The sequence below is a fragment of the Bdellovibrio sp. HCB185ZH genome, from assembly GCF_047302455.1.
Lineage (GTDB): Bacteria > Bdellovibrionota > Bdellovibrionia > Bdellovibrionales > Bdellovibrionaceae > Bdellovibrio.
Genome location: NZ_CP178624.1, coordinates 782,604 through 809,036 on the forward strand (window position 1 = coordinate 782,604; position 26,433 = coordinate 809,036).

27 protein-coding genes are annotated in these 26,433 nt (G+C 46.5%); 10 read left to right on the forward strand and 17 right to left on the reverse strand.

Annotation, left to right across the window (positions count from 1 at the left end):
- Positions 1 to 91 precede the first annotated feature (91 nt).
- A complete protein-coding gene (gene pheT / locus ACLSU7_RS03880) occupies positions 92 to 2,530 on the reverse strand; it encodes a phenylalanine--tRNA ligase subunit beta (RefSeq protein WP_413294240.1) in 2,439 nt (812 codons plus the stop codon).
- Positions 2,527 to 3,552, reverse strand: coding sequence for a phenylalanine--tRNA ligase subunit alpha (gene pheS, locus ACLSU7_RS03885; protein ID WP_181607082.1), 1,026 nt, complete (start codon positions 3,550 to 3,552; stop codon positions 2,527 to 2,529). Before pheS ends, pheT begins: the two co-directional genes overlap by 4 nt.
- Positions 3,553 to 3,727: 175 nt before the next feature.
- Here pheS and ACLSU7_RS03890 point away from each other — a divergent pair, with 175 nt between their 5' ends.
- On the forward strand, positions 3,728 to 4,429 hold the full coding sequence (locus ACLSU7_RS03890) for a hypothetical protein (protein ID WP_413294241.1): 702 nt from the start codon (positions 3,728 to 3,730) through the stop codon (positions 4,427 to 4,429).
- Between the two features lie 32 nt (positions 4,430 to 4,461).
- On the opposite strand, the gene ACLSU7_RS03895 is transcribed toward ACLSU7_RS03890, so the two are convergent.
- Positions 4,462 to 5,892, reverse strand: a complete 1,431-nt coding sequence (locus tag ACLSU7_RS03895; protein WP_413294242.1) for a short-chain fatty acid transporter — start codon at positions 5,890 to 5,892, stop codon at positions 4,462 to 4,464.
- 229 nt (positions 5,893 to 6,121) lie between these two features.
- On the opposite strand from ACLSU7_RS03895, the gene ACLSU7_RS03900 reads away from it, so the two are divergent.
- Complete coding sequence (locus ACLSU7_RS03900; RefSeq protein WP_413294243.1) at positions 6,122 to 6,997, forward strand: 16S rRNA (guanine(527)-N(7))-methyltransferase RsmG; 876 nt, start codon at positions 6,122 to 6,124, stop codon at positions 6,995 to 6,997.
- Positions 6,994 to 7,752, forward strand: coding sequence for a TrmH family RNA methyltransferase (locus ACLSU7_RS03905; protein ID WP_413294244.1), 759 nt, complete (start codon positions 6,994 to 6,996; stop codon positions 7,750 to 7,752). The genes ACLSU7_RS03900 and ACLSU7_RS03905 overlap by 4 nt, the downstream gene beginning before the upstream one ends.
- A gap of 2 nt (positions 7,753 to 7,754) precedes the next feature.
- On the opposite strand, the gene ACLSU7_RS03910 is transcribed toward ACLSU7_RS03905, so the two are convergent.
- The 4 genes from ACLSU7_RS03910 to ACLSU7_RS03925 all read right to left on the reverse strand — a co-directional run bounded on the left by ACLSU7_RS03910 (position 7,755) and on the right by ACLSU7_RS03925 (position 10,370).
- Positions 7,755 to 8,120, reverse strand: a complete 366-nt coding sequence (locus tag ACLSU7_RS03910) for a hypothetical protein (RefSeq protein ID WP_413294245.1) — start codon at positions 8,118 to 8,120, stop codon at positions 7,755 to 7,757.
- Positions 8,121 to 8,243: 123 nt separating this feature from the next.
- Positions 8,244 to 9,008, reverse strand: a complete 765-nt coding sequence (locus ACLSU7_RS03915) for a CPBP family intramembrane glutamic endopeptidase (RefSeq protein WP_413294246.1) — start codon at positions 9,006 to 9,008, stop codon at positions 8,244 to 8,246.
- 110 nt (positions 9,009 to 9,118) lie between these two features.
- Positions 9,119 to 9,697: a hypothetical protein gene (locus ACLSU7_RS03920; RefSeq protein ID WP_413294247.1), complete on the reverse strand. Its 579-nt coding sequence runs from the start codon at positions 9,695 to 9,697 to the stop codon at positions 9,119 to 9,121.
- 58 nt (positions 9,698 to 9,755) lie between these two features.
- Positions 9,756 to 10,370 (reverse strand): hypothetical protein, encoded by a 615-nt coding sequence (locus ACLSU7_RS03925; protein ID WP_413294248.1) that lies wholly within the window; start codon positions 10,368 to 10,370, stop codon positions 9,756 to 9,758.
- A 120-nt stretch (positions 10,371 to 10,490) separates the two neighbouring features.
- Here ACLSU7_RS03925 and ACLSU7_RS03930 point away from each other — a divergent pair, with 120 nt between their 5' ends.
- The 5 genes from ACLSU7_RS03930 (at position 10,491) to ACLSU7_RS03950 (ending at position 14,863) form a co-directional block, all read left to right on the forward strand.
- Positions 10,491 to 11,201, forward strand: a complete 711-nt coding sequence (locus ACLSU7_RS03930) for a DNA alkylation repair protein (protein ID WP_413294249.1) — start codon at positions 10,491 to 10,493, stop codon at positions 11,199 to 11,201.
- A 20-nt stretch (positions 11,202 to 11,221) separates the two neighbouring features.
- Positions 11,222 to 11,827 (forward strand): ABC transporter ATP-binding protein, encoded by a 606-nt coding sequence (locus ACLSU7_RS03935; RefSeq protein WP_413294250.1) that lies wholly within the window; start codon positions 11,222 to 11,224, stop codon positions 11,825 to 11,827.
- On the forward strand, positions 11,824 to 13,065 hold the full coding sequence (locus tag ACLSU7_RS03940; RefSeq protein WP_413294251.1) for an ABC transporter permease: 1,242 nt from the start codon (positions 11,824 to 11,826) through the stop codon (positions 13,063 to 13,065). The genes ACLSU7_RS03935 and ACLSU7_RS03940 overlap by 4 nt, the downstream gene beginning before the upstream one ends.
- A 159-nt stretch (positions 13,066 to 13,224) precedes the next feature.
- Complete coding sequence (locus ACLSU7_RS03945) at positions 13,225 to 13,989, forward strand: transglycosylase SLT domain-containing protein (RefSeq protein ID WP_413294252.1); 765 nt, start codon at positions 13,225 to 13,227, stop codon at positions 13,987 to 13,989.
- A gap of 322 nt (positions 13,990 to 14,311) precedes the next feature.
- Positions 14,312 to 14,863, forward strand: a complete 552-nt coding sequence (locus ACLSU7_RS03950) for a transposase (protein ID WP_413294253.1) — start codon at positions 14,312 to 14,314, stop codon at positions 14,861 to 14,863.
- 136 nt (positions 14,864 to 14,999) lie between these two features.
- Here ACLSU7_RS03950 and ACLSU7_RS03955 read toward each other — a convergent pair whose 3' ends face one another.
- From ACLSU7_RS03955 to ACLSU7_RS03995, 9 genes are all read right to left on the reverse strand, one after another.
- Positions 15,000 to 15,887, reverse strand: coding sequence for a mevalonate kinase (locus tag ACLSU7_RS03955; protein ID WP_413294254.1), 888 nt, complete (start codon positions 15,885 to 15,887; stop codon positions 15,000 to 15,002).
- Positions 15,877 to 16,857: a diphosphomevalonate decarboxylase gene (gene mvaD / locus ACLSU7_RS03960; protein ID WP_413294255.1), complete on the reverse strand. Its 981-nt coding sequence runs from the start codon at positions 16,855 to 16,857 to the stop codon at positions 15,877 to 15,879. Before mvaD ends, ACLSU7_RS03955 begins: the two co-directional genes overlap by 11 nt.
- Before the next feature lie 2 nt (positions 16,858 to 16,859).
- Entirely contained in the window at positions 16,860 to 17,813 is a 954-nt protein-coding gene (locus tag ACLSU7_RS03965) for a hypothetical protein (protein ID WP_413294256.1), read from the reverse strand.
- An 11-nt stretch (positions 17,814 to 17,824) separates the two neighbouring features.
- On the reverse strand, positions 17,825 to 19,135 hold the full coding sequence (locus ACLSU7_RS03970; RefSeq protein ID WP_413294257.1) for a hydroxymethylglutaryl-CoA reductase, degradative: 1,311 nt from the start codon (positions 19,133 to 19,135) through the stop codon (positions 17,825 to 17,827).
- A complete protein-coding gene (fni, locus tag ACLSU7_RS03975; RefSeq protein WP_413294258.1) occupies positions 19,132 to 20,199 on the reverse strand; it encodes a type 2 isopentenyl-diphosphate Delta-isomerase in 1,068 nt (355 codons plus the stop codon). The genes ACLSU7_RS03970 and fni overlap by 4 nt, the downstream gene beginning before the upstream one ends.
- A gap of 28 nt (positions 20,200 to 20,227) precedes the next feature.
- Positions 20,228 to 20,575 carry a 50S ribosomal protein L20 gene (rplT, locus tag ACLSU7_RS03980; protein ID WP_413294259.1) on the reverse strand — a complete coding sequence of 116 codons (348 nt, stop codon included), beginning with the start codon at positions 20,573 to 20,575 and terminating at the stop codon, positions 20,228 to 20,230.
- 75 nt (positions 20,576 to 20,650) lie between these two features.
- Positions 20,651 to 20,842, reverse strand: coding sequence for a 50S ribosomal protein L35 (gene rpmI, locus ACLSU7_RS03985; RefSeq protein WP_088614378.1), 192 nt, complete (start codon positions 20,840 to 20,842; stop codon positions 20,651 to 20,653).
- Positions 20,843 to 21,031: 189 nt separating this feature from the next.
- Positions 21,032 to 22,336, reverse strand: a complete 1,305-nt coding sequence (locus ACLSU7_RS03990; protein WP_413294260.1) for a DUF3443 family protein — start codon at positions 22,334 to 22,336, stop codon at positions 21,032 to 21,034.
- Positions 22,329 to 22,793 carry a DUF2844 domain-containing protein gene (locus tag ACLSU7_RS03995; protein WP_413294261.1) on the reverse strand — a complete coding sequence of 155 codons (465 nt, stop codon included), beginning with the start codon at positions 22,791 to 22,793 and terminating at the stop codon, positions 22,329 to 22,331. Before ACLSU7_RS03995 ends, ACLSU7_RS03990 begins: the two co-directional genes overlap by 8 nt.
- Positions 22,794 to 22,953: 160 nt before the next feature.
- Here ACLSU7_RS03995 and ACLSU7_RS04000 point away from each other — a divergent pair, with 160 nt between their 5' ends.
- Both ACLSU7_RS04000 and ACLSU7_RS04005 read left to right on the forward strand, forming a co-directional pair.
- The gene (locus tag ACLSU7_RS04000; RefSeq protein ID WP_413294262.1) at positions 22,954 to 23,982 is read left to right on the forward strand and encodes an alpha/beta hydrolase; all 1,029 of its coding nucleotides are present in this window, start codon (positions 22,954 to 22,956) and stop codon (positions 23,980 to 23,982) included.
- A gap of 20 nt (positions 23,983 to 24,002) precedes the next feature.
- Positions 24,003 to 25,490 carry a succinate CoA transferase gene (locus tag ACLSU7_RS04005; protein ID WP_413294263.1) on the forward strand — a complete coding sequence of 496 codons (1,488 nt, stop codon included), beginning with the start codon at positions 24,003 to 24,005 and terminating at the stop codon, positions 25,488 to 25,490.
- 3 nt (positions 25,491 to 25,493) lie between these two features.
- Here ACLSU7_RS04005 and ACLSU7_RS04010 read toward each other — a convergent pair whose 3' ends face one another.
- Positions 25,494 to 26,357 carry a glycerophosphodiester phosphodiesterase family protein gene (locus ACLSU7_RS04010; protein ID WP_413294264.1) on the reverse strand — a complete coding sequence of 288 codons (864 nt, stop codon included), beginning with the start codon at positions 26,355 to 26,357 and terminating at the stop codon, positions 25,494 to 25,496.
- Positions 26,358 to 26,433: the final 76 nt, after the last annotated feature.

Here is a 26,433-nt window from a genome sequence, read left to right on the forward strand (position 1 = left end):
AGCCATTGTGATCCTTCACTTTTCCTGCCGCGAATATCTTCGCGGGCTTAATTAACTAAAGCGTAACAAGCATCTGAAAACAATCAAGAATTTATCTCACGGAAAGATCAAAATTCTTTTTCAAAGACTCTAGAACCTTCGTTGTCACTCCTGAGATCTGCTCTTCCTGCAGCGTGCCATTTTTGTCTTGAAGCCACAAACGGATGGCCACGGATTTCTTACCCGCTTCCATTTTGTCGCCCTCGTACAAATCAAACACGTCAACATTCACAAGAAGCGCCCCCGCAGCTTTGCGGATGTCTTTTAGAACATCCCCCACCTTCAATGCTTTTGGCATGACGAAAGCAAAGTCCCGCTCAACAACCTGGAACTTAGAAACGCTTTGAATACGGAATGGACGAGGCTGACCCTTGTACAATTGCTCAAGGTCGAACTCACCCACTGCTGCAGGCACACGGATCTTTGCATCATCGAGCAAAACTGGATGAAGCGTTCCGATAAAGCCCACTTTCTTACCTTCCACCAACAACTGAGCAAATTGCCCCGAGTGCATGAAAGCTGGAACCTCTGCTTTGTTTGCAGGAGTCACCCAAGTGTAAGAAGAAATATTCAAAGATTTCAAAAGAGTCTCAACAGTTGCTTTCAATTCAAACACGATTGGATAATCCAAAGATTTATTCCAAAGGTTTTCATTGCGGCCCCACAAAGCAAAACCTAAACGCGGGTTTTCACCATAAGAACCATCATCGCCCGTAAAGAATGTCGAACCGATCTCAAACAAACGCCCCATCATGTTGCCATAATGGAAATTCGTCGTAAGATTTCTGAACAAGCCAAAGCTTAAGGAAGATCTCATCACATCCATCTCTTCATTCAGAGGATTCATGATGCGGATTTCTTTAGCAGTCGCATTGAGACCTGCTGCCTTCATAGTGGAAACATCGCCCAAGAATGCTTTTTCAGCTTTAGAACCAACGAAGGCAAAGTTAAACGCTTGCTGGAAACCATCCGCACGCACAAGCTCACTTACTGACTTATTCAGCAAGAAACCTTTATCGTGGTGAGCTGGTGGGTTTGTGAAGACTGGCAATGCTTCAGGAATATGGTCGTAACCATTCAAGCGCGCGTACTCTTCAACCAAGTCCATGTCTTGCTCAAGATCGAAGCGGAATGTTGGTGGTAAAACTTTGAACGTCTCGCCATTTTTTTCAATTCCGCAGCCCAGGCGTTTCATGTAATCGACGAATTGCGCCTCAATAGCCGTATAACCCAAGCGATCAGACACAGTTTTCACTGTGATCGAAATCGGATTTTTCTTAACCGGATTTGGATAGAAATCGTGATGATCAGCGTAAGCTTCGCCACCAGCGACTTCCAAAATCAAAGCTGTCGCACGGTTTAAACCGCGCAAAGCCCCATCTGGATCCACACCGCGAGAAAAGCGGTAAGCAGAATCTGTATCCACTCCATGAGTACGGGATGTTTTACGAGCACTCATTGGAACGAAGTAAGCTGATTCCAAGAACACTTCAGCAGTCGCCTCAGTCACTCCTGAATTTTTACCTCCGATAACACCCGCCAAACACATTGGATGAGAGGCATCACGAATTGTCAGTTCATCACCCGTCAAAGTTTTCTCAGTGCCATCAAGTGTAGTGAATTTCTCACCCGCTGTTGCACGGTCCACGATAACCTTTTTACCACCGATGAATTTTGCATCGAAAGCATGCAGAGGTTGACCCAATTCCATCATCACGAAGTTCGTCACGTCGACGATGTTATTAATGGAGTTCATGCCCACAGATTCCAAACGGTGTTTCAACCACGCTGGAGATGGACCTACTTTAACACCTTTGATCACACGAGCCGTGTAACGAGGGCAAAGATCGAAAGCTTTCACTTCCAAAGCGATTTCACTCTTAGAAGATTTAGTTCCCAATTTAGGTTCGGCTTTTGGCGCTTTCAATTCTTTCGATAGCAAGCATGCCACTTCACGAGCCAAACCAAAGTGGCTTAAGCAGTCCGCACGGTTCGGAGTCACCTTCAATTCGAAAGTGATATCGTCATAACCACCGTACTCCGCATATGATTTACCAATTGGAGCATCAGCAGGCAAAATTTCAATACCATCAGATTCTTTCGCTAGCCCCAACTCTTTCAAAGAGCACAGCATACCAGCAGAATCCACACCACGAACCGCCGATTTTTTAATCGCGAAATTGCCTGGCAAAACGGCGCCTGGCAACGCCACGATCACGCGGTCACCCGCTTTGTGATTTTGAGCACCGCAAACGATCTGGTGAACGACATCACCAGTCGATACACGACACAAAGAAAGCTTGTCAGCATTCGGATGTTTATCTTTTTCAAGGATGTGACCAATCACTACGTGATTGAAATCTTTCGCAAGGTTCGTGATCTCTTCAACCTCAAGACCTGCACGAGTCAACGTTTCAGCAAGTTCCTCTGGCTTAGAGAAGAACTCTTTCACATCTACATATTCTTGGAGCCATTTTAAGCTGATCTTCATTTTACAAACTGCCTTAAGAAACGAACGTCATTTTCAGGGAACAAACGGATGTCTTCGATGCCGTACTTGATGATGGCCATACGCTCAACACCAAATCCGAACGCGAAACCTTGATATTTTGGATATTCAATTTTCGCCATCTGGAAAACTTTTGGATTCACCAAACCGCAACCACCGATCTCGATCCAACCGGTTTGCTTACAAAGGCTGCAACCTTTGCCTTTACAAATAGGGCAAGAGCAATCCACTTCTGCAGAAGGTTCTGTGAATGGGAAAAAGCTTGGACGGAAACGAGTTTTCAAACCGGGACCAAAGTATTCACGAACAAAGAAACTGATCGTGCCTTTAAGATCCGCCATGGAAACTTTCTCGTCCACGCACAAAGCTTCAATCTGATGGAAGTTCGGCAAATGCGAGATATCGCTATCGCAACGAAACACAGGACCCGTACCGATCACACGCAACGGCAACTTTTCAGTTTCCATAGTGTGGATTTGGATTGGCGACGTGTGAGTTCTTAACACATGAGTCTTATCGATAAAGAAAGTATCTTGCATGTCACGCGCAGGGTGATCTGCAGGAATATTCAAAGCTTCAAAGTTGTAGTAATCTTTTTCGATCACAGGTCCCGTGCGCACGGAGTAACCCAAACGCGACATGATCGTAAAGATCTCTTCGATCACCATGTTCACAGGATGCTGAGAACCTTTGGCGCGCGAAGCGCTTGGCAAAGTCAGATCCAGCTCTTCAGCTGCCATCTTTGCACCGATCTCAGATTTTTTTAGTGCTTCTTCAGCTTCCGTGTATGCAGCTTCAAGAACCGCTTTCACTTCATTGACCTTCTTACCAAAAAGAGGTTTTTCCTCTTTCGGCAACGAAGCCATTTCTTTCATGATTTCAGTCAATGAACCACTTTTCCCAAGATACTGAACCTTGAGATCGTAAAGTTCCTTCGAGCCTGGCGCTGCCTTGAAGGCCGCCAGAGCTGCTTCTTTAATGGAGTCGAGTTTGCTTGTGCTCATAGGGACCAAATATCCCGCCAAAACCCACTAAATTCAAGGATTTGGCCCAAGTTAGCTCATGGCAGCAATACCTTCCTGCTAAGGATTTAAGCAATTCACCCCCAAATCCCAGAAAACCAGCCGGTCCAGGCCTGTATCAAACTGAGATTTCCCCTCGGAAAAGAGCATTTGTTCCATGAGAAACAGACTTCAAGACGTTCAGTCGAGTTCTCTCGACGCCGATATAATTCCCATGGGAGTTCTTATGAAGTACTTGTTGATCGCTCTGGCGATGATGACATATTCACACCAAAGTTTTGCACAAATCGAAGCCGATATCGAAGCCGAGATGTCCATGGGTCAATCGGAAGAAGCTAAGATCGACGCACAAGAACAGCAAAAGTTTCTGGCTCGCGAAAAAATCCGCAAAGAGCAAATGAAACAACAGGCGATGAAATCTGCTCAAGAAGCAAAAAACATGGAAGCCGCAGCAGCTCGCGAAGCACAGCGCACCCGTGTTGAAAAAGAACAGCTGACGGTGCAAGTGAAAGAATACCAACGTCAAATCAAAATGAACGAAGAGCGCAAAGCCAAAGCTCAAAAACAAATGGAGTTCTCTAAAGCCGAAGCTGAACATTATAAAAAAGTGGCTGGTGAATACAGAGCTAAGAGAGATGCTTCCCTGAAAGAGCTGGATCGTTTAAACGAAGAGGGCAACAACATCGCTAAGTGGACTCGTGAAGCGAAAGAACAAGCTTTAAAAGCTCAACGTGATGCCGCTTACGCCGCAGCTAAGACAAAACAAAAAGAATCCTATAACGAAAGAGCCCGCCAAGATGGCAGCCGTATTTATCGTGGCGTCAGCTCCGAAGGCGGATCATCTCCTTACGGAAAATAAAAAAAGGCAGCCTCTGAGCTGCCTTTTTCTTTTTATGGGATAACGGGCGGATGATACGTCAGCGTCTCCCCCAGGGCCCACAACATAAATATCACCAACGGCGCATGAACAACCAATTGAGTGACAGTGTAACCCACGATATCCCGCGCCTTTAATCCCAACACTCCCAAAAGCGCCATCATAAAGAACGGATTGATCAGATTCGGCAATGCCTCTGCCGCATTATAAACCATCACGGTCCAACCCAAATGCACCTTCAGTTCATTTGCGGCCTGCATCAGATAAGGTGCTTCAATGATCCACTTACCACCACCTGATGGCACAAAGAATCCTAAGATCGCGGAGTAAACTCCCATCAACGCCGAGAAAGTATCTCTCGTCGAAATCGAAACAAAGAAATTAGAAATATGATGCGACAACGTCTGACCGTCCGCACCCTGTGCTTTCGTCAGGATATAGGCAATACTTCCATAGAGTGGAAACTGAATCAAGATACCAGCAACCGAAGGGACTGACTTTGCAACGGAATGCAAAAAGCGTTTCGGTCTCCATGTCAAAAGCATCCCCAGCATAAGGAATAAAAAATTGTACGTGTTTAAGTTGGAGATAGCCATGATCACGTCTTTATTCGCAAACTCCTGCGCCAGCCACCAAAAACCCAAGGCCACCACCAAGATCGTAAGAATCGCAGAATACTCTAACCATTCCCCTGGCTGTTTCGGCGGAGCGATGGATTTTTCGACATCATCTTGGACATCAATACCCAAATCTTGCGCTGTCACTGCGCGCTCGCGCGTGGGTGCCGACAAATAAGCAATGACAACTGAAACAATCAAAAGCACGGCAAGCATCACCAGGGATTGGGGCAAAAATATCGTCTCGGCAAAGGGAATGACGCCTGTGATTGGCAGTAATGATTTTGGAATGCTATCCACGTTTGCTTGCAACTGTGCCGCCGAAGAGCTAAGCCCTAAAGCCCAAGTTGCTCCCAATCCCAAATAACCCGCAGCCCCTGCCGCCCGATAATCCACACGCAAATCGGTACGACGAGCAATCGCTCTGACATAAAGACCACCGAATACCAAACTGAACGCCCAATTTAAAAGGGATGCTAAGATCGTAAAGAACGCCACATAGGCCACCGCCTGACGTTCTGTTTTAGGAAGTTTAGCAAGCCAATTGATTAACCTGCCCGCGGGAGGAGACGAAGCCACGATATAGCCCGATATAGTGACGATTGCCATTTGCATCGTAAACGGAATCAAACTCCAGTACCCGTCACCAAAAGAAGTCGCCACGGCTTTTGGCGAAACTCCCGCTAAAAAGGCACCAAGGCTCACCACGATGATCGCAAGAACAGCGAAAATATAAGAATCAGGAAACCATTTCTCCGCCCAATTCGTGACCGAAGAAGCCAATTTTTCCAAGTGACTGGTGTTTGCGCTACCGTTTGCCTTTGCCATGATGAATCCCCTCACTGGATTCATCATGAACCTCATATTGCCCTGCGGGTAGTATTTATTCACCTCCCGACTCCGTCCTTGCTGCCCCTCAAAGATGTCTAAAATTCCGACATTTCAGCCCGGGCCTGGGGCTTTTTACAGGGCTCTTTTCTTGGGTGAGGCGATTTCCCCTAAAAAGGCGCTAAGTCCTTCTATCTTCAAGGAAAAAGAGGTATAACTGCGACCCTGCATGGCACATAAAAATAAAACCAATTACAGTCCCTATAAAGCCCGCCAAGAAGCCCGCGCTCAAGCGATGGGTGCAAAGTTTGCGGCCGCCGCTCCTTCTGAACAAAAGGGACGCCATAAAAAACCAGAATCCATTTTTGAATTGAACGAAGCGAACGATCGTCTGGCGGATATCTTTCGCAATCACGATTTCGATTTAGTCAGCCACCAGCAACGCGCCCAACTCGCTCACTTCTATCGCCTGTTGATGTTGAATCAGGAAAAAGAAAACTTCACGCGCCTGTTAAAATTAAAAGATATCGCGATCAAGCATTTCATCGACTCCATCATCATCATGAAATACACGAAGCTTCAGTTTCCCCTTTTGGATGTGGGTACCGGCCCTGGCTTTCCTGGTATTCCTTTAAAAATCATGTACCCGAATGAACAAATTCTTTTGGGTGAGGGTGTGCAACGCCGTGTGGAATTCTTAAAGCACGTGCGCACTGAAATGAAACTGCCAAAGCTTGATATCCTGGGCCGCAATATTAATAAACACTGCGTGTATCCTGTGAATGGCGCGATCACTCGCGCCGTGGAAGACATCGGCAATACTTTGGGAAATGTCATCAACTGCCTGAACATTGGCGGCCGCGTGTATTTCATGAAGGGCCCGGGCGTGGATCCTGAAATCAAAATGGCCAAAGAAAACTGGTCAGAGTATTTCAAACTGGTTGAAGACACAGCCTACTCTTTGCCTCACACTCCCCATGAACGCCGCATGGTGGTTTATGAAAAAATCAAACACATGGCTTTGCCGGAATACGATGAGGGCGAAGAAATGCTATTTGAGGAACTTTCTCCCGAAGAGAAAAAACGTTGGGCGGCTTACAAATGATCGAGATTTCTTCAAAAACCAACGAACACTTCCGTCGCTGGACGGATTTAGCTTCTTCTCGTGGTATTAAAAAACACGGTGAGTTTATCTTGATGGGCGAAAAGCTTATTCAGGAATTCCTGGAAAATCCGAATTACAAAATCAAGGCCGAGATCGTGCATGAAGATTTGAAATCGGTGACATTGACTCACCCGATTTCTAAAACCCAGCGCATTCCTATCTATAAACTTCCGAAAGCGATGTTTAATGAAGTGGATGTCGTAGGAACTCACTTTAATCTTTTGGTTCTGGAACCAAAGGCTGTTGAACCATTGAATGCCTCAGCAAAAGTGGAAGGCTTGGAAGTGATTGCTCCTTTGGGAGATCCTTCGAACCTGGGCGCTTTGGCGCGTTCTGCGGTGGCTTTTAAAGTCAGCAAGATTATTCTGACTGAGGAAAGCTCTTCCCCTTATCATCCCAAAGCAATCAAAGCCTCAGCCGGAGCTTTACTGAAACTTCCCTTGTTCAAAGCTGGTAAATTTTTGGAACTTATCCAGACGAACAGCGATCTTTACGCTCTGGATATGAAGGGCGAAAATGTTGCGAAGTTCAACTGGCCAAAAAACTTGCGTCTGGTGATTGGTGAAGAAGGCCCTGGCTTTAGCGGCATCAAAGGCCTTAATCGTCTGTCTGTACCAACAGACGGCGTTGAATCACTCAACGCCACTGTGGCGGCTTCTATCGCGCTCTTTAGTTACGCGCAGAAACATTCTTAAATTTAGCCATGTCCTGGGTTGCTGCCATGATTATGGCCGCTGCCCGGGTTACCGCATTTAGGATTCGCATACGGGCCGTTTGCGCAATCCGCTTGTTTCTTACAGGCAACCCCACAGCGATAGAAACCTTGGTCCCAACCACCCCAGCAGTATTTATTTGTGCGAGTATAGCCTTGTGGACACGTTTTACCATTCGCATCGCAAGAAACCGGCGCGTCCTCTAGACTTGCAACGTCTGCAGAGCATTTCGCAGCAAGAGGTTTAACGACAACAGAACCATCTGCAGCAAAGTGCAAAGTTCCTTGGTATGCGTGAGCAGCTGAACCCAAGAACGCGAACAACAGAACAAGTGTGGACAAGAATTTCATAGTGACTCCTTTTTGTTTGTTTGAAGTTCACTGAGCTAAATTCTGAACCGAAATTCTGTCACTGATTAATTCGGTAATGATTCATTCCTTAACGCAAAAGTGTTTCCTTAATGAAAACACCCGTTAAGATCGTACACACAGAATGATCCCAAACATGATCGCATCAGCCATTGTATGGGTAACCCATGCAAGAGAAATTGATTTAAAAAGTCTGTATTGAAAAGAAATGGCGGCTCCCCAAACGGCTGTCATAAGGACGCCCACCCAACCTTCGGGAAAAGAAAACGCATAATGCAAGAACCCAAATAGGACCGCCTGCAACGCAATCACAAACCACATGGGAGCGTTCTTAGAAGTAGATTCAGGTTGGATCAGGCCGCGAAAAAAGATCTCTTCTCGCAATCCATTTAATGCCGCCATCACCAGAACTACTAACGGCAGTCCCCAAGTGGGAACATTCAATTCCGGAAACTCCTCTGCCACGTGGGGATGAAGCTGAAAATACCAAAGCAGAATCGCGACGGCGGGAACATTAATGATGAAAATCGATGCCCATTCGCGCTTAGAAAAAACGAAGGACCATTTTAATTTCTCCGGAGTTTTACGAAATCCAAATCGAAGCAGCAAATATCCAAAAAGCGCCACCAGATAGAAATCCATCGGCCACATGGTAAATGGACTATAGAAATGCAATGCCTTTAGAACTGTGAAACAGGCGCCGATCAGGATCAGGAGCTTCCACGGCTCGCGCTGAGATTTTATAAGACCAACACACGCGATCAAACCCAACCATATGTAAAACGAAGTAGCAAAATCTCTTTCCACGAAAAAGAAATAGGACAGGAGCAGATACGAAAAAAGCCACAATCCATAAATGATGTTTTTCATTCCGCACCCACTCTCACAGACACTTTAGCATCGAAAACAAAAGCCCGTTCATTTCTGAACAGGCTTCATTTGGCTCCACGAAAGAAGCCTTCAACGTACAATCAAAGATCTTAGTTTTGAGTCGGTTGACGAGGTACGGAGCAAACGACACCACATTTATACAAAGGACGTTTCCAACCACCGAAGCAGTATTTTGCATGACGCTTGTATGGAGCGTAGCAAGTTTTGCCATCAGCCGGAGCACAAGTTTGACCTTCGTAAGCATCGCTTGGATCTAAGTCTTCACAAGTTTTTTTAGCTTTCACAAGATCAAGACCACCTTCTGCATTCAATTGCAAAGCACCTGAAACAGCAGACAAAGTGTGAACGCGATCACTGGAAGAGCAACGGTAGTCACCACTGTGGTTCCATGAGCATTGAGATTTAGGTTTACAAGAGATACCACATTTGTGGAGACCTTTTTTCAAACCACCCCAGCAAAGTTTTGCGAAAGTGTCATAACCTGCAGGGCAAGAGTTACCAACTGGCTTGCAGTAGTTGCCACCTGGTGTTGGTTCCGCGGAGCAAGTCGCTTTCAAAGGTTGCACGCTGGCGTTACCATCAAGACCTGGAACGAAAGCGCCTTCAAAAGCCATTGCCGTCGTACCTGCAAAGCTCAAAGATAAAAGCATCATCATCATTTTTTTCATATATTCTCCAAAAAAACAAAAAGGCCCCCTGCGCGGGAGCCTTAAATTACTCAACTAACTAGTTAATGCCGCCACCGTTGCCATCGTCATTAGCATTGCGAGATTTTTCGCAAACATAACCACAACGGTACAAAGGTTTTTTCAAGCCGCCAAAGCAGTACTTGTGCATACGTTTGTAACCTGGAGCACAGTTCACGCCATCAGCTGGGCGACATACTATCCACTGCTCGTTATCACCTGCAGAAGGACCTTGGTCTTCACAGATGTTTTTAGCGGCTTTCAATTCAACTGCGCCGTCTTGTTTCAAGTTCAAAGCACCTTCAAACGCTGCAAAGTGATGACCAGGGTTTGGCCCGTAACCTGGGTTACCACAGCGCCAATCACCGTGTGGGTTCCAACCGCATTGTTCTTTCGGCTTACAAGAGATACCACATTTGTAGAAGCCTTTTCTCCAACCACCCCAGCAAAGTTTTGCGAATTGGTCGTAGCCTGATGGGCAAGAGTTGCCTACTGGTTTGCAGTAGTTACCATTTTTAACTGGTTTAGCCGGGCAAATGCCTCTCAACGGTTGAACTGTCGCGCCATCTTCATTTGGAACGAATGCACCTTCGAACGCCATTGCTGTCGTACCAACAAAGCTCAAAGACAAAAGCATCATCATAAACTTTTTCATTTTGTTCTCCTGTTTTTTAGTATTCAAATTTGTTAAAGAATAGAGGCGCATCCTAATGAAGACCATGACTCCAATCAAGCGTTGTTGTTTATCAAAACGCTATCGACGCGGGTGATTAAAATGGAATATGATCAAATCATGACAATCCAAAAAGAAATGAAGCGCCTGCAAAGCAAATCCCGCGTTCCTGGATTACAGAAATTCTTTAAAACCGGCCCGGGTGAGTACGCTGAAGGCGATGTCTTTGTGGGCCTTACAGTCGGTCAAAGCCGTGCTCTTGCTAAGACTTTCAAGGACTTACCCTATACAGAGCTAGCAACCCTTATCCAGTCCCCGATTCATGAGGAACGACTCATTTCCTTAATAATTCTGTCACAAAGGTTTCATAAGGAAAACGCGGCCGGGCAAACCCGCATTTTCAAGTTCTTAATTAAATATAGGAAAGGCATCAACAATTGGGACCTCGTGGACACCATTGCCCCGGCTGTTTTGGGGCCTTACTTGTTTGAAAAAGACCGCGCGATCCTCTTCAAATACGCAAAATCAAAAAATCTGTGGGAGCGAAGAATCGCCATCATGTCGACCTTTCATTTCCTGCGCCAAAAAGATTTTGTCGATACAATTAAAATCGCGGAAATTCTTTTGCAGGACAATCATGATCTGATTCACAAAGCGGTCGGTTGGATGCTTCGTGAAGTGGGAAATCGTGACGCCAAAGCCGAGAAAAAATTCTTAGATAAATACGCCACCCAAATGCCACGCACGATGCTTCGTTATGCTATAGAAAAATTCCCGGAGAAAGAGCGCAAGTATTATTTGAACTTGAAGTGACCCACGCATAGCATATTGCTATGGAACTTCGCCTGCAGAATATTGTCACGCCTTTTTTTAAACTGCCTGAACTGACTATCGCAAGTCGTGAGCGCGTGTTGATTAAAGGTCCCAGCGGCACAGGCAAAACCACACTTTTGCATCTGCTCGCTGGCCTTTATACTCCCCCATCTGGAGAGGTTTTTTGGGATGGAGAATCTGTCACTAAACTATCTGAAAACAAAATCAGCCATCTTCGCAAAATGAATATGTCCCTGGTGTTTCAGAATCTAAACCTTCTTCCGTATTTAACCGCGACTGAGAATTTGGAGTTGGTGGGCTTAAGTAAAAATGCCGCCCTAGAGATGCTCACTGCTGTAGGCTTAAAAGACAAATCCAATAGTCGCACGCAAAGCTTGAGTCTGGGTGAGCAGCAAAGAATCGCCGTCGCCCGCGCATTAGGACTGATGCCAGCGATCATCTTGGCGGATGAACCAACTTCAAGTCTTGATGACAAAAACTCTGAACAAGTCATGAAGCTTCTCGTCGAGGGATCCCACAACCCGTCTGTGATCATGGTCAGCCATGATCATCGCGTGGAAAAATACTTCACGCGCATTTTAGACATGAAGGAGTTCGCGATATGAGTTTATTGCGACTTTCCTACCTTTATTTAAAGCGCCATTTGCTAACGACCGCAATCACAGTGCTTTCATTGGCTGTCGCTATTGCTGCTGTGACGGTTCTTTTAAAATTGGAAGTACTTTCCCATTCGCGCTTTGACACTTTAGCCCCCCAAGGTGATGCCATTGTGGGAGCAAAATCCGGAGGCATCGACATTCTTTTGGGCGCGCTCAACTTTGAGGGCGAGGTGCCGAATTATATTCCCCAAAATCTCTACGAAAATTTGAAAGCAAGAAATGACATCTCCTTTGAAGATCAAGCGAAATTTCAAAGTGGCTTCACAGTGTCTCACATCACGCCGCTGTTAATTTTTGGCAAGTACAAAGAATTTAAATTGGTCGGGACCGATGAATCTTTACTCTCGATGAGTCCCGCTGATTCTGCTCCGCAACTGCTGGAAGGTCAATTTCCGCAAAATCCCGGAGAAGCAATGATTGGCTCGAAAGTGGCACAAACTCGGTCACTAAAGCTGGGACAAAACATCCATGCTCACGCAGAAATCTTTGGATCAAAAATTCCCAGTTCAGCCTTTCCTTTGAAAATCTCCGGCATCTTAAAGCCCACCGATAAATCCTGGGACAAAGGAATCTTTACGAATTTGACGACGGCACAAACAGCGGTTGCCGCGACCCCTGGTTATCAAACGATATGGGGGCCTCGAGTTCTTAGTTATTTCATATTAAACATCCAGCCGGATGGACAGGATTCGTTAGCGAGCCTCATCAACCAACGAACAGTTTCGCAAATCGCATTCGTGGAAAAAGAAAAAAATCGGCTTCAAGAACTCGCAGGCTCTAACCAAACTCTGCAATTGTTAGTTGTGGGCATTCTTCTTTTATTAAGCACGCTGACGGTGTTGGCGGTATTTTACACGCGCATTGAAGATCGCACGGTGGAGTTAGCTGTCTTGCGCGCGTTGGGACGTTCTCGTCGTGATTTAACGGGTCTCTTGATAACAGAAGGCCTGATGATGGGATTATCCGCTATCATTATCGCTGCATTTCTGGAATTCATTCTTAGTCCTGTGATTCTTGTGACAGCCGGAAGCACTCTGCCTGCTCCGACTGCAAGTAATTGGCCGTGGTGGATTATATTCGTAACAGGAGCGTTTGCACTCATCGCTGTGATGATTGCAAGCCTTCCTCCCGTCTGGCGACTTTTCCGTCAGGATATTCACTCGACGTTGCGAAATATTCACTAGAGCATTCACTCTGAGTCTACGCTCTGAGATCCGCGCCCGTCGTGTATTTCACGCGACTAGCGTCTAATTTTTAGTCTCAAAAGACACTCATTGCCGTTCACATTTTAAACAGTTTCCGCAACTGTAAAGGTTTTCCGGGTCATGACCGATCTGTTTGTCATGGCAAGATTAAAACTAAAAACAACAATTTTTATTTTGATCTCGGGATTTCTGGTTGCCTGTGGAAACAATGGTTCCCTCAGCTCCAGTCAACTTTCTAGCACGACCGGCGATGACAATTCATCTTCCGGAATTTCGACCCCTGATCCAACACCAACCCCTTCACCGTCACCGTCTCCAACGGTAACGCCGACTCCGACTGCGAGCCCAAGTCCTGGCGCATTGGCTGTAGCTCCAATTTGGGAAGCTGCTAAAACAGATGGCAAACTCTGGACTGCTCACGTGATGACTCAACTTGATGTTTTGGGCGACGATCTCCTGGATGTTATTCCGGCTGATGGCACGACATTCTGCCCTAAGTACAACAGCCTGACTCGTGATCAACGCAAGAATTTCTGGGTGTACTTGTTATCTCAGATGACGAGGTATGAAAGCAATTTCAATACGAACTTGAACTACACCGAGAACTTTAACGACAGCTCCGGCAACAACGTCATCAGCGCTGGCCTTTTGCAACTTTCTGTTGAAAGCGGCAATGCTTATGGATGTGGTTTGAAGTCGACAACGGATCTTCATGACCCTTACAAAAATTTGAGCTGCGGTATCCGTATCTTAAATCGCTGGATGGGCAAAGACGCTCGTATCGCTGGTCAAGTCAGCGGCGGCTGGCGCGGAGGCGCTCGTTACTGGGCAGTCCTACGCTCCACAAACTCACCTTACGCAAAAATAGTCGCAGCCACGAAAGCCATTTCGATCTGCAAATAACCCTCAACAACCCATAAAAATTCATTCCGACAAACCCACATCAGCAATGGTGTGGGTTTGTTTTTTACTTGCGGCCCGCACCACTCCATCCATCCTTGTCTCGGACCCGCTTCACTCTCCAATCAAATTCCGCCGATTTCACGCGCTTCCCAAATTTGCATCACAAAATCGATCTCGGGGGTATCGGTCATTCGCGATGCGATCCACGATCTGAATGATTCGTAAGCGGAGCATGTCAGTCGCGACTCATGAAAGGCACCCATCTATCATGACCGATACCTCCACTGGCGAAAATTGATCCAGCCCCTAAAGGAGCTAATTCATGAAACAACAAACTTTTTCCGCCTTGAATATTCATTGGAAATATCGATACTGCCACGGCGGCACTCTTCGGAAATCCGCGAAAGGACGAGGCGCAAGACCTCTTTCTTCCAGGGACCCGCTGCATTTAGTTTTTAAAGTGAACAAAAACGCCGTCAAGGGTGGGCTACGCAGCCCGCGTAATTTTGCATTGATTAATAGACTTATTAAAAAGTACTCGATCCGATTCTTCGTCAAGATCGAGCAATTTTCAGTACAGACGGATCACGTCCATATATTAGCTCGCTCAGCGACACGGGCGCAGATGAAAAGTTTCCTTCGAGTATTAGCGGGACAGTTTGCGCAAGTGTTGACCGATACCTTCGCCAGTCGAAGTGAAGGACCCAGGGTCTGGAAATATCGACCTTTTTCACGGGTGATCAAAGGTTATAAACCTTATTTAATTGTTAGAGATTATATTCAGCTAAATGAATTGGAAGTGAAGGGTCGATCCTATTCGAAAACTCGATTGCGTGGATTATGCAGCGAACAACTCCGAGAGTTATGGCAATGAGGAACTGAACTCTGAATGGAACGGAGCTAGATATGCCATCACTCCCCCAATGGAATCAATTAAAGCTTAACCGTGACTTTCATACATACAGACCAAACAAGCTAAGCAGGCGGCCTGGCCATCGCTAAGTCATTGACTAGCAGGGAATTAATTCTTTCAGCGCTTCCGCCGTGGGCTCTTTATCCCACAGGGATATTACATAGCCACCACCACCTGAGCCGGTGGGTTTGACGGCAATAGCGCCTTGATCACGCAGCCACTGGATGTGATTTGCAGGAGCGCCATCATTCAAGCCCCATCGCTCAAAACAATCAGCGCCCATTTCGATGGCCTGGACCAAGGCCTTTCGACCTTGTTCTTCATCCATCATCAACGCTTGCTGAGCGGTCTCAACGGCTTTAGCCATGTTCAGATCAATTTGCTGACCTGTCGGAGGTTGCTTCGCCAAAAGGTCTTTCACCTTATTAACAGCATCCACCGTCACACCACGCTTACCGGAATAAGAAATATACCAACGAGGTTTCCATTTCGGAGTGATTTGCTTGCGTTCGCCATTACGGACAAAGCGCAAACCTTCGCCAGATAAAGCGACAGCGATATCAATCCCACTGCTTTCGCCGTGGAAAAGATCTTCCAGATTACGGGCAAAATCAAAATATTCTGATTCCTGTACATAACCCAAGTGACCCAACCAACGAGTCAAGGCCACGCACAAAGCTGCCGAAGCACCCATGCCCGCGCCCACTGGCAAGGAAGAATCCATATATAAAGTGCCCGTCAAATTTTGACGAGAAATGCCTTTTAATTGGAAAGCTCTTTCCAGAACTCCCCAAATCAATAGTTGCAATTCCTGTCCGTGATCGCCACGAAGTTCCAGTTGCAACGGATGATCACCCGCTTTGTATTCCAATTCCAAAGTACGTGAAGGAATCGGAAATACCAATGAAGGATAGCCACGAATCACAGAGTGTTCGCCGGCTAAAATCCATTTACCGTAAGCTGTGCACTGAAAGTTAGTGGACATCTGGAATGACGCCTTCAAAAGCTAAAATCTTAAACTGCTTACCAAAATGCTCGCGGTATTCAGAGTAACGTTTGATTTGATCGTGACGGAAAAGCATGTGCACGTTAGCGCCCGCATCCATCGTTACCAACGGACCATCCTGCCAACGGTTCCAAAGTTTTTGACACTCTTCTAAGACTTGTTTGGAAGCATCAGTCATATAGCTAAATGCTGGCTGACTGGTTTCAAACAGGCGATGCATATCGATAAATTCATCCCAGACAATTTGGCGAGCCATGTGCCAGTCCGTGGACTGCAAAGCCTGACTTAAATCCGCCAAGCGAAGCTCAGCGCGCTCTACACGGCCTTCAAAACGAGGGCTCGTTGTAACCAGTTTATGAGCCTCCGACGAAGACACTTCTTTTTTAGAAGCTTCAACGACCACGCAGATGTGATGCATGTTTTTTACAGGTAAATTCATCGGCTGCGCATACTCATGCTTCCATAAAGCCCAAGGAGAAAACAAAGAACGACAAGAAGAACCAGAACCCTGACGAGAAAGCTCTGACAAAGTTTTCAGATCAGCTCCCCACGGTTGTGGATTTAGTTTTTGAAACATCTCTGCAGCTGCCAAAGTCAAAGCCGCAAAGCTGGAAGCCGAGCTTGCAAGACCGCAGTCAGAGGGGAAATTATTCGCAGATTCCACCAGGAAGTTTTTCGTCACGCCCCATTTGGCCTTAAGATTTGCAAAGTGTTTTAAAAACCGCTGCTGGCCTTTTTCAGAAAGATCGATCTTTTCCAGATCTTCACGAATCAAAGGCTTCCATGTATCCGCACCACCATCGATCTCGGTCAAACGCACAAACGTGCGCAAGTTTTCCAGAGTATAGGACAAGGAAGCATTCGTCGGCTGGTTCCCCGTGCCTTCGATTTTACCCATGTACTTGATAAGTGCGATATTAGATGGAGCGGAGACTAAAACTTGATTCATAACTACATTTCCTTAACCACACCGACAGCATCAGTGCGTTCTGCCACTTGAAGCCCCAGCGAAATACTTCGGTGTGAAGCCACCAGCTTCACATTCACCAACTGGCAATACTGTTCCAAGGCCGCAGATTTATTTTTCTGAGTCAAAACAAACAAAACATCGGCACCCAAGGCGCCACAGCCTTTAGCCGCCAAAACTCCGGGCACGGCACGAATGCCTTCCAAAAGTTTTAGCGTCGGCTCACAAGTGAATCCCAAAGACTGCAAAGCTTGAGCATAGGCTTTTACACCCGCAAGCAGCTCTGCCGAGTTCGCAGTCGCAAACGCGTCCTGCACTTGATAAGCAGCTTTTTCCAAAACGCTGGAATCGAATTCTTTTAAGCTCTTTAAATGCTCATGAGTCGCAACTTTATTGCCCGTATGGATCAGATAAAACTCCAGATCTTCAAACGGCCAGCCTGCGACTGAAACCAATCCCTTGCGCTTTTCAAAGAAGCACATGCTCCCCTTCATTTGCGCAATCAGATCCGCGCCACTGGGTGGAGTGCCCTGACCGCTCCAAGCATACTTCTGATATACAGAAAGCAAGTGCTTGAAATCAAACGGAGCCTCCATCCCGATCTGATGAGATTCTTGATACATCCAAAGAGCATAGGCTCCCAAAAACTGAGCTGTTGATGCACCAAAGCCACCCATTCCTTGATAAGGATCGGAAAACTGAAGGTCGAATTTATTAAAGTAATCGGAATGATCTAAAATGAATTTTCCTGCAGGAGATTCAGGATGAATGCTCCCCAGGGATCCGGCTTGCTCTCCGGATTTTCCGGAGTAGTTAGCTTTTTGTGCGATCAATTCAAAGCAAGGCTTCGTCAGAGCCGACAAGGTCGGTCCACCATGAAGGGCTAAATACTCGCCCACCAAAAAAGTCTTACCAGGAATCGTGCACGTCAAAGCCAAACAGCCCTCCTCTAGTGAGGGTGCTGAGTCGAGCTTGCCGCCTGACCCGCACGAAGCTCTTTAAGAACTTCAATCGCATTGCTAAGGGAAATACGCTTACGAATAGTCAAAATCTCTTCAAGTTTTTTCTGAACAGCGGGGATCTCACGCTCTTCAGCGCCGGCGCCCAATGCCAGATTTTTCGTATGAAGTTTCATGTGGCCTTCGATGATTCCAACAGTCGTTAGAGCCTTCAAAGCACCCAGGTTTTGCACCAAGCCCACCGCCGCAATCACACGAGAAAGCTCGTTTGCAGACTGAGTGCCGAGCATTTTCATACACATCATAGCTGTAGGATGAAGAGTGGTTACACCACCCACAGTACCCACAACCAAGGGAGCCTCGAACACACCCGTCAGGCCACCGTTATCACGGTACCACTTAGTGATCGAACGATACTGGCCGTCTCGGCAAGCGTAAGCATGAATGCCCGCTTCCACCGCACGCCAGTCATTACCAGTTGCCACCAATACCGGGTCGATACCATTTAGGACGCCCTTATTATTAGTTGCTGCTCGATACGGATCCATTTGTGCAAATAAAGAAGCTTCTTCGATTTTTTCTGCCAACGCAGGATCAATATCTTTAATATGAACAACCGCGCGAGTGATTTTAGTGTCTACCAAGTTCGATAGAATACACATCGTCACTTTTTCGCCCGTGAATTGTTCGATTGGCTCCTTCAAGTATTCGCACACTTGATTCATGATGTTCGCACCCATCGCATCGCATGGATCCATCAGGACATGAACCACGGCCATGTCAGTGCCATCACCACGAGGAACGCGGCGAACCTGAATATCACGGACTCCACCACCGCGACGAACAAGGCCAAAAGCCACTTCGCGGTTCGAGATTTCGATCATGTAGTTTTTTTGAGCGAGTAACTGTTTTTCGAAAATCGCAAAGTCTTTCACTTTGGCGATTTGAATTTGACCGATGATCTCGGCACCTACAACTTCCGTTGTGATGGAGCCGGATTCACGGATCCATTTAGCCGACTTACAAACAGCCGCCACGATAGAAGTTTCCTCCACCGCCATAGGAATAACGAAGTCTTTGCCATCGATACGGAAGTTCGTTGCAACCCCTAATGGCATCTGAAAATAACCAATTACGTTTTCAATGAACTTCTCACCCAGAGTCGTATCGCGCAAACCACCCTTAGAGATGTAGTCCACGTCTGCTTGTTGTAAAGCACCAACTTCCACCAAAGAATCAAGACGTTCCTGGCGAGTGAGTTTTGAGAAACCTTTAAAGATCTCTTGCAGTTGTTTTTTCATCGAATCACCTTCTTCGTTGCAAGGTCAGCGAGTGTTTTGCTGCCTGTACAAAATAGCGCGATCTTAAGTTCAGTTTCCAAACGGTTGAGCAAATTCTCCAGAGCCAAATCAGCATCTTGAGATCCCGGCAAAGCTGCTTCCAAGAAAGGCTTTGCAATGCCGACCTTTTTCGCTCCTAACGCACACAGTTTAGCGACATCAAGGCCCGTACGCACGCCGCCCGATGCCCAAACTTCATAACTTACACGGGCTTCCTCAGCATTAAGTAAAGACTCTACCGTGCTGATCCCCCAGTTGGCGTAAGTTTGAGCGACTTGATAAAGCATTTCGCTCTTTTCAGAACGATAACCTTCCACACGTCCCCAGTGAGTTCCACCTTTTCCAGCGACGTCGACAGCGGCAATGCCAGTGCCTTCTAAACGCTTTAAAGTACTGACGGAAAACCCACATCCAACTTCCTTCACTATCACAGGAACCTCTGCGAATTTCACGAGGTTTTCAATGGCTTGTAAGGAGTTCTTAAAGTCTGTCGTACCTTCTGGCTGCAAGACTTCCTGAAGAGGATTCACATGGACAAACAAAGCGACAGCTTCCGTCGCATCCACTAATCGGCGGATGCCATCCAAGGGAGTTTTAATCAATTGTGCAATACCAATATTTCCCAGCAAACGGGCTTTGGGGGCGACTTTGCGCACCTGTGTCCATTCCTCGGCAGCATTGGTATCATTCAATTCACGACGTTGTGATCCGACACCCATTAAAATCTGGCGACGATCGCTTAAGCGAGCCAAAGCCATATTAATTTCACGACCATGTTCATGGCCCGCGGTCATTGAAGAAATAAAAATCGGGGAAGACAGCGAAAGAGCTTGGGAAGAGTTCCCTTTAGAAAAAGAAAAAGAGGTCGAAATATCGACCTCTTTAAAATTCAAATCAGGCAGAGCCTCATGAATTAATTCGATCGAATCCAATCCGGTTTGTCCCTCAGTCTGAGACCTTGGGTCCAGCGCGATTCTAATATGATCGCGCTTTCTGTTTTCAAACTGCGTATTGGATTCGTTCATTGCCGTTGCTCCTTATGAGCTTTGCGGCTTACGCCAAAGCGTGTTTGCAAAGAGCTGTGAAGCCTGCTGCATCAGTGATAGCCAAGTTAGCCAAAACTTTACGGTCAACTTGGATGCCAGCTTTAATCAAGCCACCAATCAAACGAGAGTATGTAGTGCCGTTTGCACGAGCAGCTGCATTGATACGTTGATTCCACAAAGTGCGGAAGTTGCGTTTTTTAACTTTACGATCGCGGTAAGCGAAAGCCATACCACGGTCATTTTTTTCTACCGCGTGGATGTATGCACGAGAACCAGCGCTGTAGTAACCTTTTGCTCTTTTAAGAACTTTTTTGTGACGAGCACGATTTGTTTTACCAGATTTTACACGAGCCATTTTGAACCTCTATTTGTCTACTGCCAGTTTTTCTAATTACGGCGTAGGAGAAAAATTTAATTAACTAAAAACGAATTAGAATACTAGGCAGCGACGTGCTTGAAGCATGTTCGCGTCTTCTACGTAAGATGTTTTACCAAGTTGTCTTTTTGTTTTTGAGCTCATGTGAGAGTTCAAGTGACGCATGCGAGTGCTTTTTTTCTTAACTTTACCGCTCGCAGTTACTTTCATGCGTTTTTTAGCGCCTGAGTGAGTACGCATTTTCATAGGTATTCCCTTGTCTCCGATAAGGCGTTCCTCCCGATGGGGAAGACTCTTAGTAGTGCCCTAGTCAGTCATAAATACGGACTCATGGTTTTAGGTCGAATACTGATGAAAAGCAAGCATTTTAAGGGCACTTTAAAACGAAAAAAGGACGCCCCAGCGCCCTTTTAATTTATTCATGATTTCAATGACTTAGAATGCCCAGAAGGGTCCCGCCGTGGCCGATCCATTGATCGTAGGCGAGGTTCCTTTGATTCCGATATAGACCGAGCGACCTAGGAAAAACGGCAATCCCCAGTCAAAGGGGATGTCAGCCACTGTACTCCCCATGTCGGAGGTATCGAAGGCGATGTTATTGAAAACCGTGCTTCGTGGATCCGCGGATGCCAGAGTGATCATGTTGCCGACGTTAAACGAAACTAACTTCGTTACGGTTCCTGAGCTTGCGCTCATCAAAGCGTAAAAAGTCGATTCCGTTGCTGGGCAATAGAAACCTGATCCCCCAGAACACAATGCCGGAGCTCCGCCAAGTCGTGGGAACCCGTTAAAGTTCGTTCCGCTATCGATAAAGGCATAATCATAACTTGAACCACTGCTTGGATTTGAAGTGGCGTTATATTTCGTCACAAAAGTCGCATCATTTTCAACGGGGAATACTGTGACCCCTGTTGCTGTATTATTGGCGTCCGTTCCAACCCCTAAAACCATATAACCGTAAGCGCCGCCCGCCCCGGTCAATGGAACGGAAGGAAGTTTTAAAACCAAGCCCGTATTATAGGGCGAAGCAAGTCTGGCCACTGGATTCGCAATCTGGTCGGCCAAAGGAACCGCCGTTTTTTGACAATTGTTTCCTGTACACTTCCAATAGAGCGAGGTCGCAGAGGCAACACAATCGTTCAATCCCGAATCACGCACACCACAGTCTTCAACAAAGGAACCCACACCGATAATGCCGTTAAAACCCGCGACTGCTGGAGTCGAATCTGGCTCATCACTGCAACCTGATGGATTCGCATAGTCCGCGTTCAAAGTAACGATCGGAATTCCCGCCGTCACAGTCGCTTGAGTGCTAAGACCACCGAGCTTCACATCAGCGCGCACAACCTCACCCCAGTGACCGGAACCATCAAGGTATCCCGTACAACTTGCAAGGGAGCCTCCGCCGGTCACGGAAATTTGTGTCAGAGGAATGGTTATTAAAGACTTAAAAACTTTAAGACCGTAACTTCCGGTATCAACCAGGATGTTATCGATCGTCTGGCATGTCGTTGTCCCTGGAGTACAAAGAGTGATGCTGATGCAAGGCTCATTTTCATAACCATTCACACCGCACGCACCCACTGACATCGGAACGACATTCGTACCAGAGAGTGTTGTTGGAAAATAAACGGCGGCGGCTAAAGGACGTGAGTTCGTCCCACCGGCTGTGCAGGCCATCTGGCTTAAACTAACAATGAGTCCACCGATCAGAATAAGAGCAGCTTTGATGTTATTCATTGAAGTTGATTTCCTTTAGGTCAAAGCCCTGCGGGAGGCTTGCTGGGATATAGGCACGGCCGCGTTGATCCGTTTGACGACTGGATCCTTCGACCACGATATTGTCTGTAGAAATTTTTAAAGAGCGACGACCAAATTGGCGACCGCGAGCTTTTACTTCTTTTTTATACTCTGGTAAATAGGTTCCCAAGAGTTCGCTTAAAGGAGGCAAAGTTGTGCCCTTCCAAGAAATACCGAACACACGACCTTGCGCATCGACGTACTGACGAACCTTCACACCGTCATCTGTCGTTGCTTCAGAAACCGAGTAACTGGAACCTGATGATGTGGCCTTGCGAGCCGAAGAAGAAGTTGATGATGATGTCGTCACCAGTTGATCGCCTAAAGCTGCCTCAGCAGTCATTGCAAACAACGGAATAAACGCCCCCAAAAGAAGGCCACAGAATTGATGTTTCATAGAGGCTCCACTCGCACTAGTGCTCTCTCTATTTTCGGATTTTTCAGAGGGTTTTGTAAGGGCGAGATGAAGATTTAACACTTAAGTCCCACATCATGACGCTGCTTTCTTAAATCGAGATTATTGCCTTTAATCTAAAAGGCCTGATAGCATTCTCAATATGAAACACTTCGACACACTCACTAATTATCGCGCTTATGAAGTTCATAACTTTCAAATCGAGACACTGCAGATTCGCAGTCAGTGCTTAAAAGACAATCCTCTCAATGACTCGGCCACTCGCTTCAATCCCCTGCTTTTGCCGAAGAGCAAAGGACCTTGGCCTGTGGTTTTGGTTTTGGGAGGCTTCAGTGGCAACGCACCTTTTTACTTCAATGCGAAATTCAACGAGCAAAATACGATTCAAGTGATTGATCAGGCGTGCTCTCGCGGCGAAGCGCCCGAAGCACTGTATGTTTTCGTGGATGCCTTAACCACTTGGGGTGGGGCGCAGTTTTTGAACTCTTCTGCGGTGGGAAATTATCAAGATTATATTATGACCGAGATCGTTCCTGCCCTCTCCCACTACCCGGTTTCGAAAGATCCTAAAGAGTGGTGCGTGATGGGAGGTTCAAGTGGTGGATATGGAGCTTTGCAACTCGCAAGTCTATTCCCCGATACTTTTGGTTTGTGTGCGGCGATTGCGCCGGATTCATTTTTCGATGCGAGTATCATCAACGATCTTTACCAGGCACTTCCTGTCTGGGAAAAATACGGCCAATCAGGATTGCGCGTTTTAGAAGAACTTCGCAATGGCAAACTTACTAAGTTTCGCAATTGGCATTCATTACTGAACGCCTTTGGCATGTCGGCATGTTATTCGCCGAAAGGTTCCTCAGGTGACTTTCATTTTCCACTGGATCCGCGCACGGGAAATAAGATTGTTGAAATTTGGCAGCAGTGGTTGGAAAAAGATCCTGTCCACTTTTTACCAAAACGTCAGGACGCTTTACGCAAGCTTCACGCCTTGTATTTGGATGTCGGAACCAAGGATAACTTCCACTTGCAGTACGGAGCCCGACAGATTTCGGGAGTCCTGACTGGAATGGGCATTGCTCATGACTATGTCGAGTTTGACGGAAATCACTTTGACATAGGTGAACGACGCCCCGAAGTTTGGAAGTGGCTCACGACGTACTGGAGAAAGTAATATCTTATTCAGAGGATTTCATGGCACAAGATCGTATTGCAGAAAGATTTCGCTCGAAAATTATCTCCGCCGAACAGGCTGCTGGTTTAATCAAAGACGGTATGGTTGTCGGTGCCAGCGGTTTCACCAAGGCCGGCGATGCCAAAGCGACCTTGAAAGCTTTAGCCGCAAGAGCCAAAGCAAATCCTTTGAAAATTAATCTTATGACCGGAGCATCACTGGGACACAACCTGGATGGATTGCTTGCTGAAGCCGGTGTGATTGCTCGTCGCATGCCATTTCAGTCTGATGCGACTTTGCGTAAAAAAATTAATAATGGCGATGTGATGTTTACGGATCCACATCTGGGAGAAACGGCGGAGTTACTGGCCTATGGTTTTTTGCCAGCGGTGGATATTGCTGTCATTGAAGTGGCGGCAATTTATGAAGACGGATCTGTTTTGCCGACAACTTCCATTGGAAATAATTTAACGTATGCTCGCCACGCCAAAGAAATTATTCTGGAAGTCAACACGACGATTCCTCTTGAGATTCGTGGCTTTCACGATATTTTTGCGACGGGAATCTCTCCCCAGCGTTCCATCATTCCTGTGACTGAGGCGAGCACTCGTATTGGGACTGAAACCATGCCCATTGATCCGTTAAAGGTGGTTGGCATCGTATTATCTGATCTAAAAGACAGTCCCGTGGATTTGAGTGCTGTGGATGATAAGACAGAAGCGATTTCAAATCATTTGATGGAGTTTTTTAATTACGAGGTTAAAAAAGGTCGTCTGACGGCGAACCTGCCGCCCCTGCAAACCGGGATCGGTAATATTGCCAATGCTGTATTTAGTGGCTTCCAAAAAGGCCCTTTTGAAAATCTTAAAATGTATTCCGAGGTTTTACAGGATAGCACCTTTGATTTGATCGATTGTGGAAAGATGGCGTTTGCCTCGGCCTGCTCTTTTGCGGTAACCGAAGCCTGCTATGAAAGATTCTTTAACAATCTGGATCGCTACCGCGGGAAAATCCTTTTGCGTCCCGAAAAAATCAGCAACTCACCCGAAGTGATTCGCCGCCTGGGAGTGATCGCGATTAACACCGCGATTGAGTTTGATCTTTATGGCAACGTCAATAGCACCCATATTGGTGGCAACAAAATGATGAATGGAATTGGCGGCTCCGGAGATTTCGCTCGTAATTCTTATTTGAGCATTTTCGTTACTCAGTCCGCCTCAAAGAATAACAGCATTTCGCATGTGGTCCCGATGGTGACTCATGTGGACAGCAATGAACATGACGTGGATATCTTGGTGACGGATCAGGGGCTTGCAGATTTACGTGGTTTAGCGCCCCGGGAGCGGGCTTTGCTTGTCATCGAGAATTGCTGTCATCCCGAGTATCGCGATCAATTAAAGTCTTACTATAAAGAGGCTCTCGCTCGCGGAGGACATACTCCACATATTATTGAGCGTGCATTTTCATGGCATCAAAACTTTAATGAACGCGGAACTATGAAACTGTAAGGCCTAAAGCCCGCAAAGCTCGTTGCGGATTTTATAAAATAACTCTGGATAATCTGTGATGATACCATCAGCACCGGATTCAATGACCTGGCGAATTTCGCCTTCCAGGTTCGGCGTCCACACGATGACTTTAATTCCCTGCTTTTGCAGTTTGAATACTAATTCCGGGTTCACGTGCCAAAAGCCGGGAGTTACTTTTTTAGCTCCCAATTCGAGAGCGATCTTTTCTGCCGCTCGCGCATCACCCACCAAAGGCACCACTTCGATATCCGGGGCTTTGGCTTTGAACTTCTTTAAGAACTCCGCATTGAAAGACTGAACAAAGAAACGATCCGTTGCCCAGCCACTCTCGCCAATTACTTTGATGATCAGATCGATGTATTCATTTTCTGGAGGATAAAACTGGATTTGATCCATGAAGTATTTCACTTCGATGTTCAATCGCGCAGGTTTCCCCGACGTGGTCTTAAGGTCTTTGAATTCAGCAAAAACTTGCTTTAACTCTGGAATGGGTTCGAGCTTATCTTCATCAAATTTCTTAATGCCGCAGCGAACTTTTTGTTCGGTCGAAAAATCAAGATCTCGCAGTGCTGCTTTTAACAACGACTTATGATCGATTCCACAGCGCTCGGTTCCGACGTTGGGAATCGCATCATGAGCCACCAATAGATGATTATCGTCAGTCACTTGCAGATCTAGCTCAACGACATCGACGCCCGCTTCAAACGCAGCTTTGAAGGAAGCCAGAGTATTGTCAGGATAACCATTCATCCCACGGTGCCCGTGAACTTCCATTCTCTGAGCAGTTAAACACTGAACGGAGTTTGCACCGACGCTTGCAATTCCACGCGGAATCTTGAGCGGCATTGACGCAAAAGCTGAGGGGGCACTTAAGAATAGCGTGGAAAGGAAAATAGCACTGCAACGCATACATTAAGAATGA

Excerpts from the sequence above, each read along its gene's own strand:
- pheT (WP_413294240.1), bottom strand. The coding sequence starts at position 2,530 with ATGAAGATCAGCTTAAAATGGCTCCAAGAATATGTAGATGTGAAAGAG.
- pheS (WP_181607082.1), bottom strand. The coding sequence starts at position 3,552 with ATGAGCACAAGCAAACTCGACTCCATTAAAGAAGCAGCTCTGGCGGCC.
- ACLSU7_RS03890 (WP_413294241.1), top strand. The coding sequence starts at position 3,728 with ATGAGAAACAGACTTCAAGACGTTCAGTCGAGTTCTCTCGACGCCGAT.
- ACLSU7_RS03895 (WP_413294242.1), bottom strand. The coding sequence starts at position 5,892 with ATGGCAAAGGCAAACGGTAGCGCAAACACCAGTCACTTGGAAAAATTG.
- ACLSU7_RS03900 (WP_413294243.1), top strand. The coding sequence starts at position 6,122 with ATGGCACATAAAAATAAAACCAATTACAGTCCCTATAAAGCCCGCCAA.
- ACLSU7_RS03905 (WP_413294244.1), top strand. The coding sequence starts at position 6,994 with ATGATCGAGATTTCTTCAAAAACCAACGAACACTTCCGTCGCTGGACG.
- ACLSU7_RS03910 (WP_413294245.1), bottom strand. The coding sequence starts at position 8,120 with ATGAAATTCTTGTCCACACTTGTTCTGTTGTTCGCGTTCTTGGGTTCA.
- ACLSU7_RS03915 (WP_413294246.1), bottom strand. The coding sequence starts at position 9,008 with ATGAAAAACATCATTTATGGATTGTGGCTTTTTTCGTATCTGCTCCTG.
- ACLSU7_RS03920 (WP_413294247.1), bottom strand. The coding sequence starts at position 9,697 with ATGAAAAAAATGATGATGATGCTTTTATCTTTGAGCTTTGCAGGTACG.
- ACLSU7_RS03925 (WP_413294248.1), bottom strand. The coding sequence starts at position 10,370 with ATGAAAAAGTTTATGATGATGCTTTTGTCTTTGAGCTTTGTTGGTACG.
- ACLSU7_RS03930 (WP_413294249.1), top strand. The coding sequence starts at position 10,491 with ATGGAATATGATCAAATCATGACAATCCAAAAAGAAATGAAGCGCCTG.
- ACLSU7_RS03935 (WP_413294250.1), top strand. The coding sequence starts at position 11,222 with ATGGAACTTCGCCTGCAGAATATTGTCACGCCTTTTTTTAAACTGCCT.
- ACLSU7_RS03940 (WP_413294251.1), top strand. The coding sequence starts at position 11,824 with ATGAGTTTATTGCGACTTTCCTACCTTTATTTAAAGCGCCATTTGCTA.
- ACLSU7_RS03945 (WP_413294252.1), top strand. The coding sequence starts at position 13,225 with ATGGCAAGATTAAAACTAAAAACAACAATTTTTATTTTGATCTCGGGA.
- ACLSU7_RS03950 (WP_413294253.1), top strand. The coding sequence starts at position 14,312 with ATGAAACAACAAACTTTTTCCGCCTTGAATATTCATTGGAAATATCGA.
- ACLSU7_RS03955 (WP_413294254.1), bottom strand. The coding sequence starts at position 15,887 with ATGTCCACTAACTTTCAGTGCACAGCTTACGGTAAATGGATTTTAGCC.
- mvaD (WP_413294255.1), bottom strand. The coding sequence starts at position 16,857 with ATGAATCAAGTTTTAGTCTCCGCTCCATCTAATATCGCACTTATCAAG.
- ACLSU7_RS03970 (WP_413294257.1), bottom strand. The coding sequence starts at position 19,135 with ATGAAAAAACAACTGCAAGAGATCTTTAAAGGTTTCTCAAAACTCACT.
- fni (WP_413294258.1), bottom strand. The coding sequence starts at position 20,199 with ATGAACGAATCCAATACGCAGTTTGAAAACAGAAAGCGCGATCATATT.
- rplT (WP_413294259.1), bottom strand. The coding sequence starts at position 20,575 with ATGGCTCGTGTAAAATCTGGTAAAACAAATCGTGCTCGTCACAAAAAA.
- rpmI (WP_088614378.1), bottom strand. The coding sequence starts at position 20,842 with ATGAAAATGCGTACTCACTCAGGCGCTAAAAAACGCATGAAAGTAACT.
- ACLSU7_RS03990 (WP_413294260.1), bottom strand. The coding sequence starts at position 22,336 with ATGAATAACATCAAAGCTGCTCTTATTCTGATCGGTGGACTCATTGTT.
- ACLSU7_RS03995 (WP_413294261.1), bottom strand. The coding sequence starts at position 22,793 with ATGAAACATCAATTCTGTGGCCTTCTTTTGGGGGCGTTTATTCCGTTG.
- ACLSU7_RS04000 (WP_413294262.1), top strand. The coding sequence starts at position 22,954 with ATGAAACACTTCGACACACTCACTAATTATCGCGCTTATGAAGTTCAT.
- ACLSU7_RS04005 (WP_413294263.1), top strand. The coding sequence starts at position 24,003 with ATGGCACAAGATCGTATTGCAGAAAGATTTCGCTCGAAAATTATCTCC.
- ACLSU7_RS04010 (WP_413294264.1), bottom strand. The coding sequence starts at position 26,357 with ATGCCGCTCAAGATTCCGCGTGGAATTGCAAGCGTCGGTGCAAACTCC.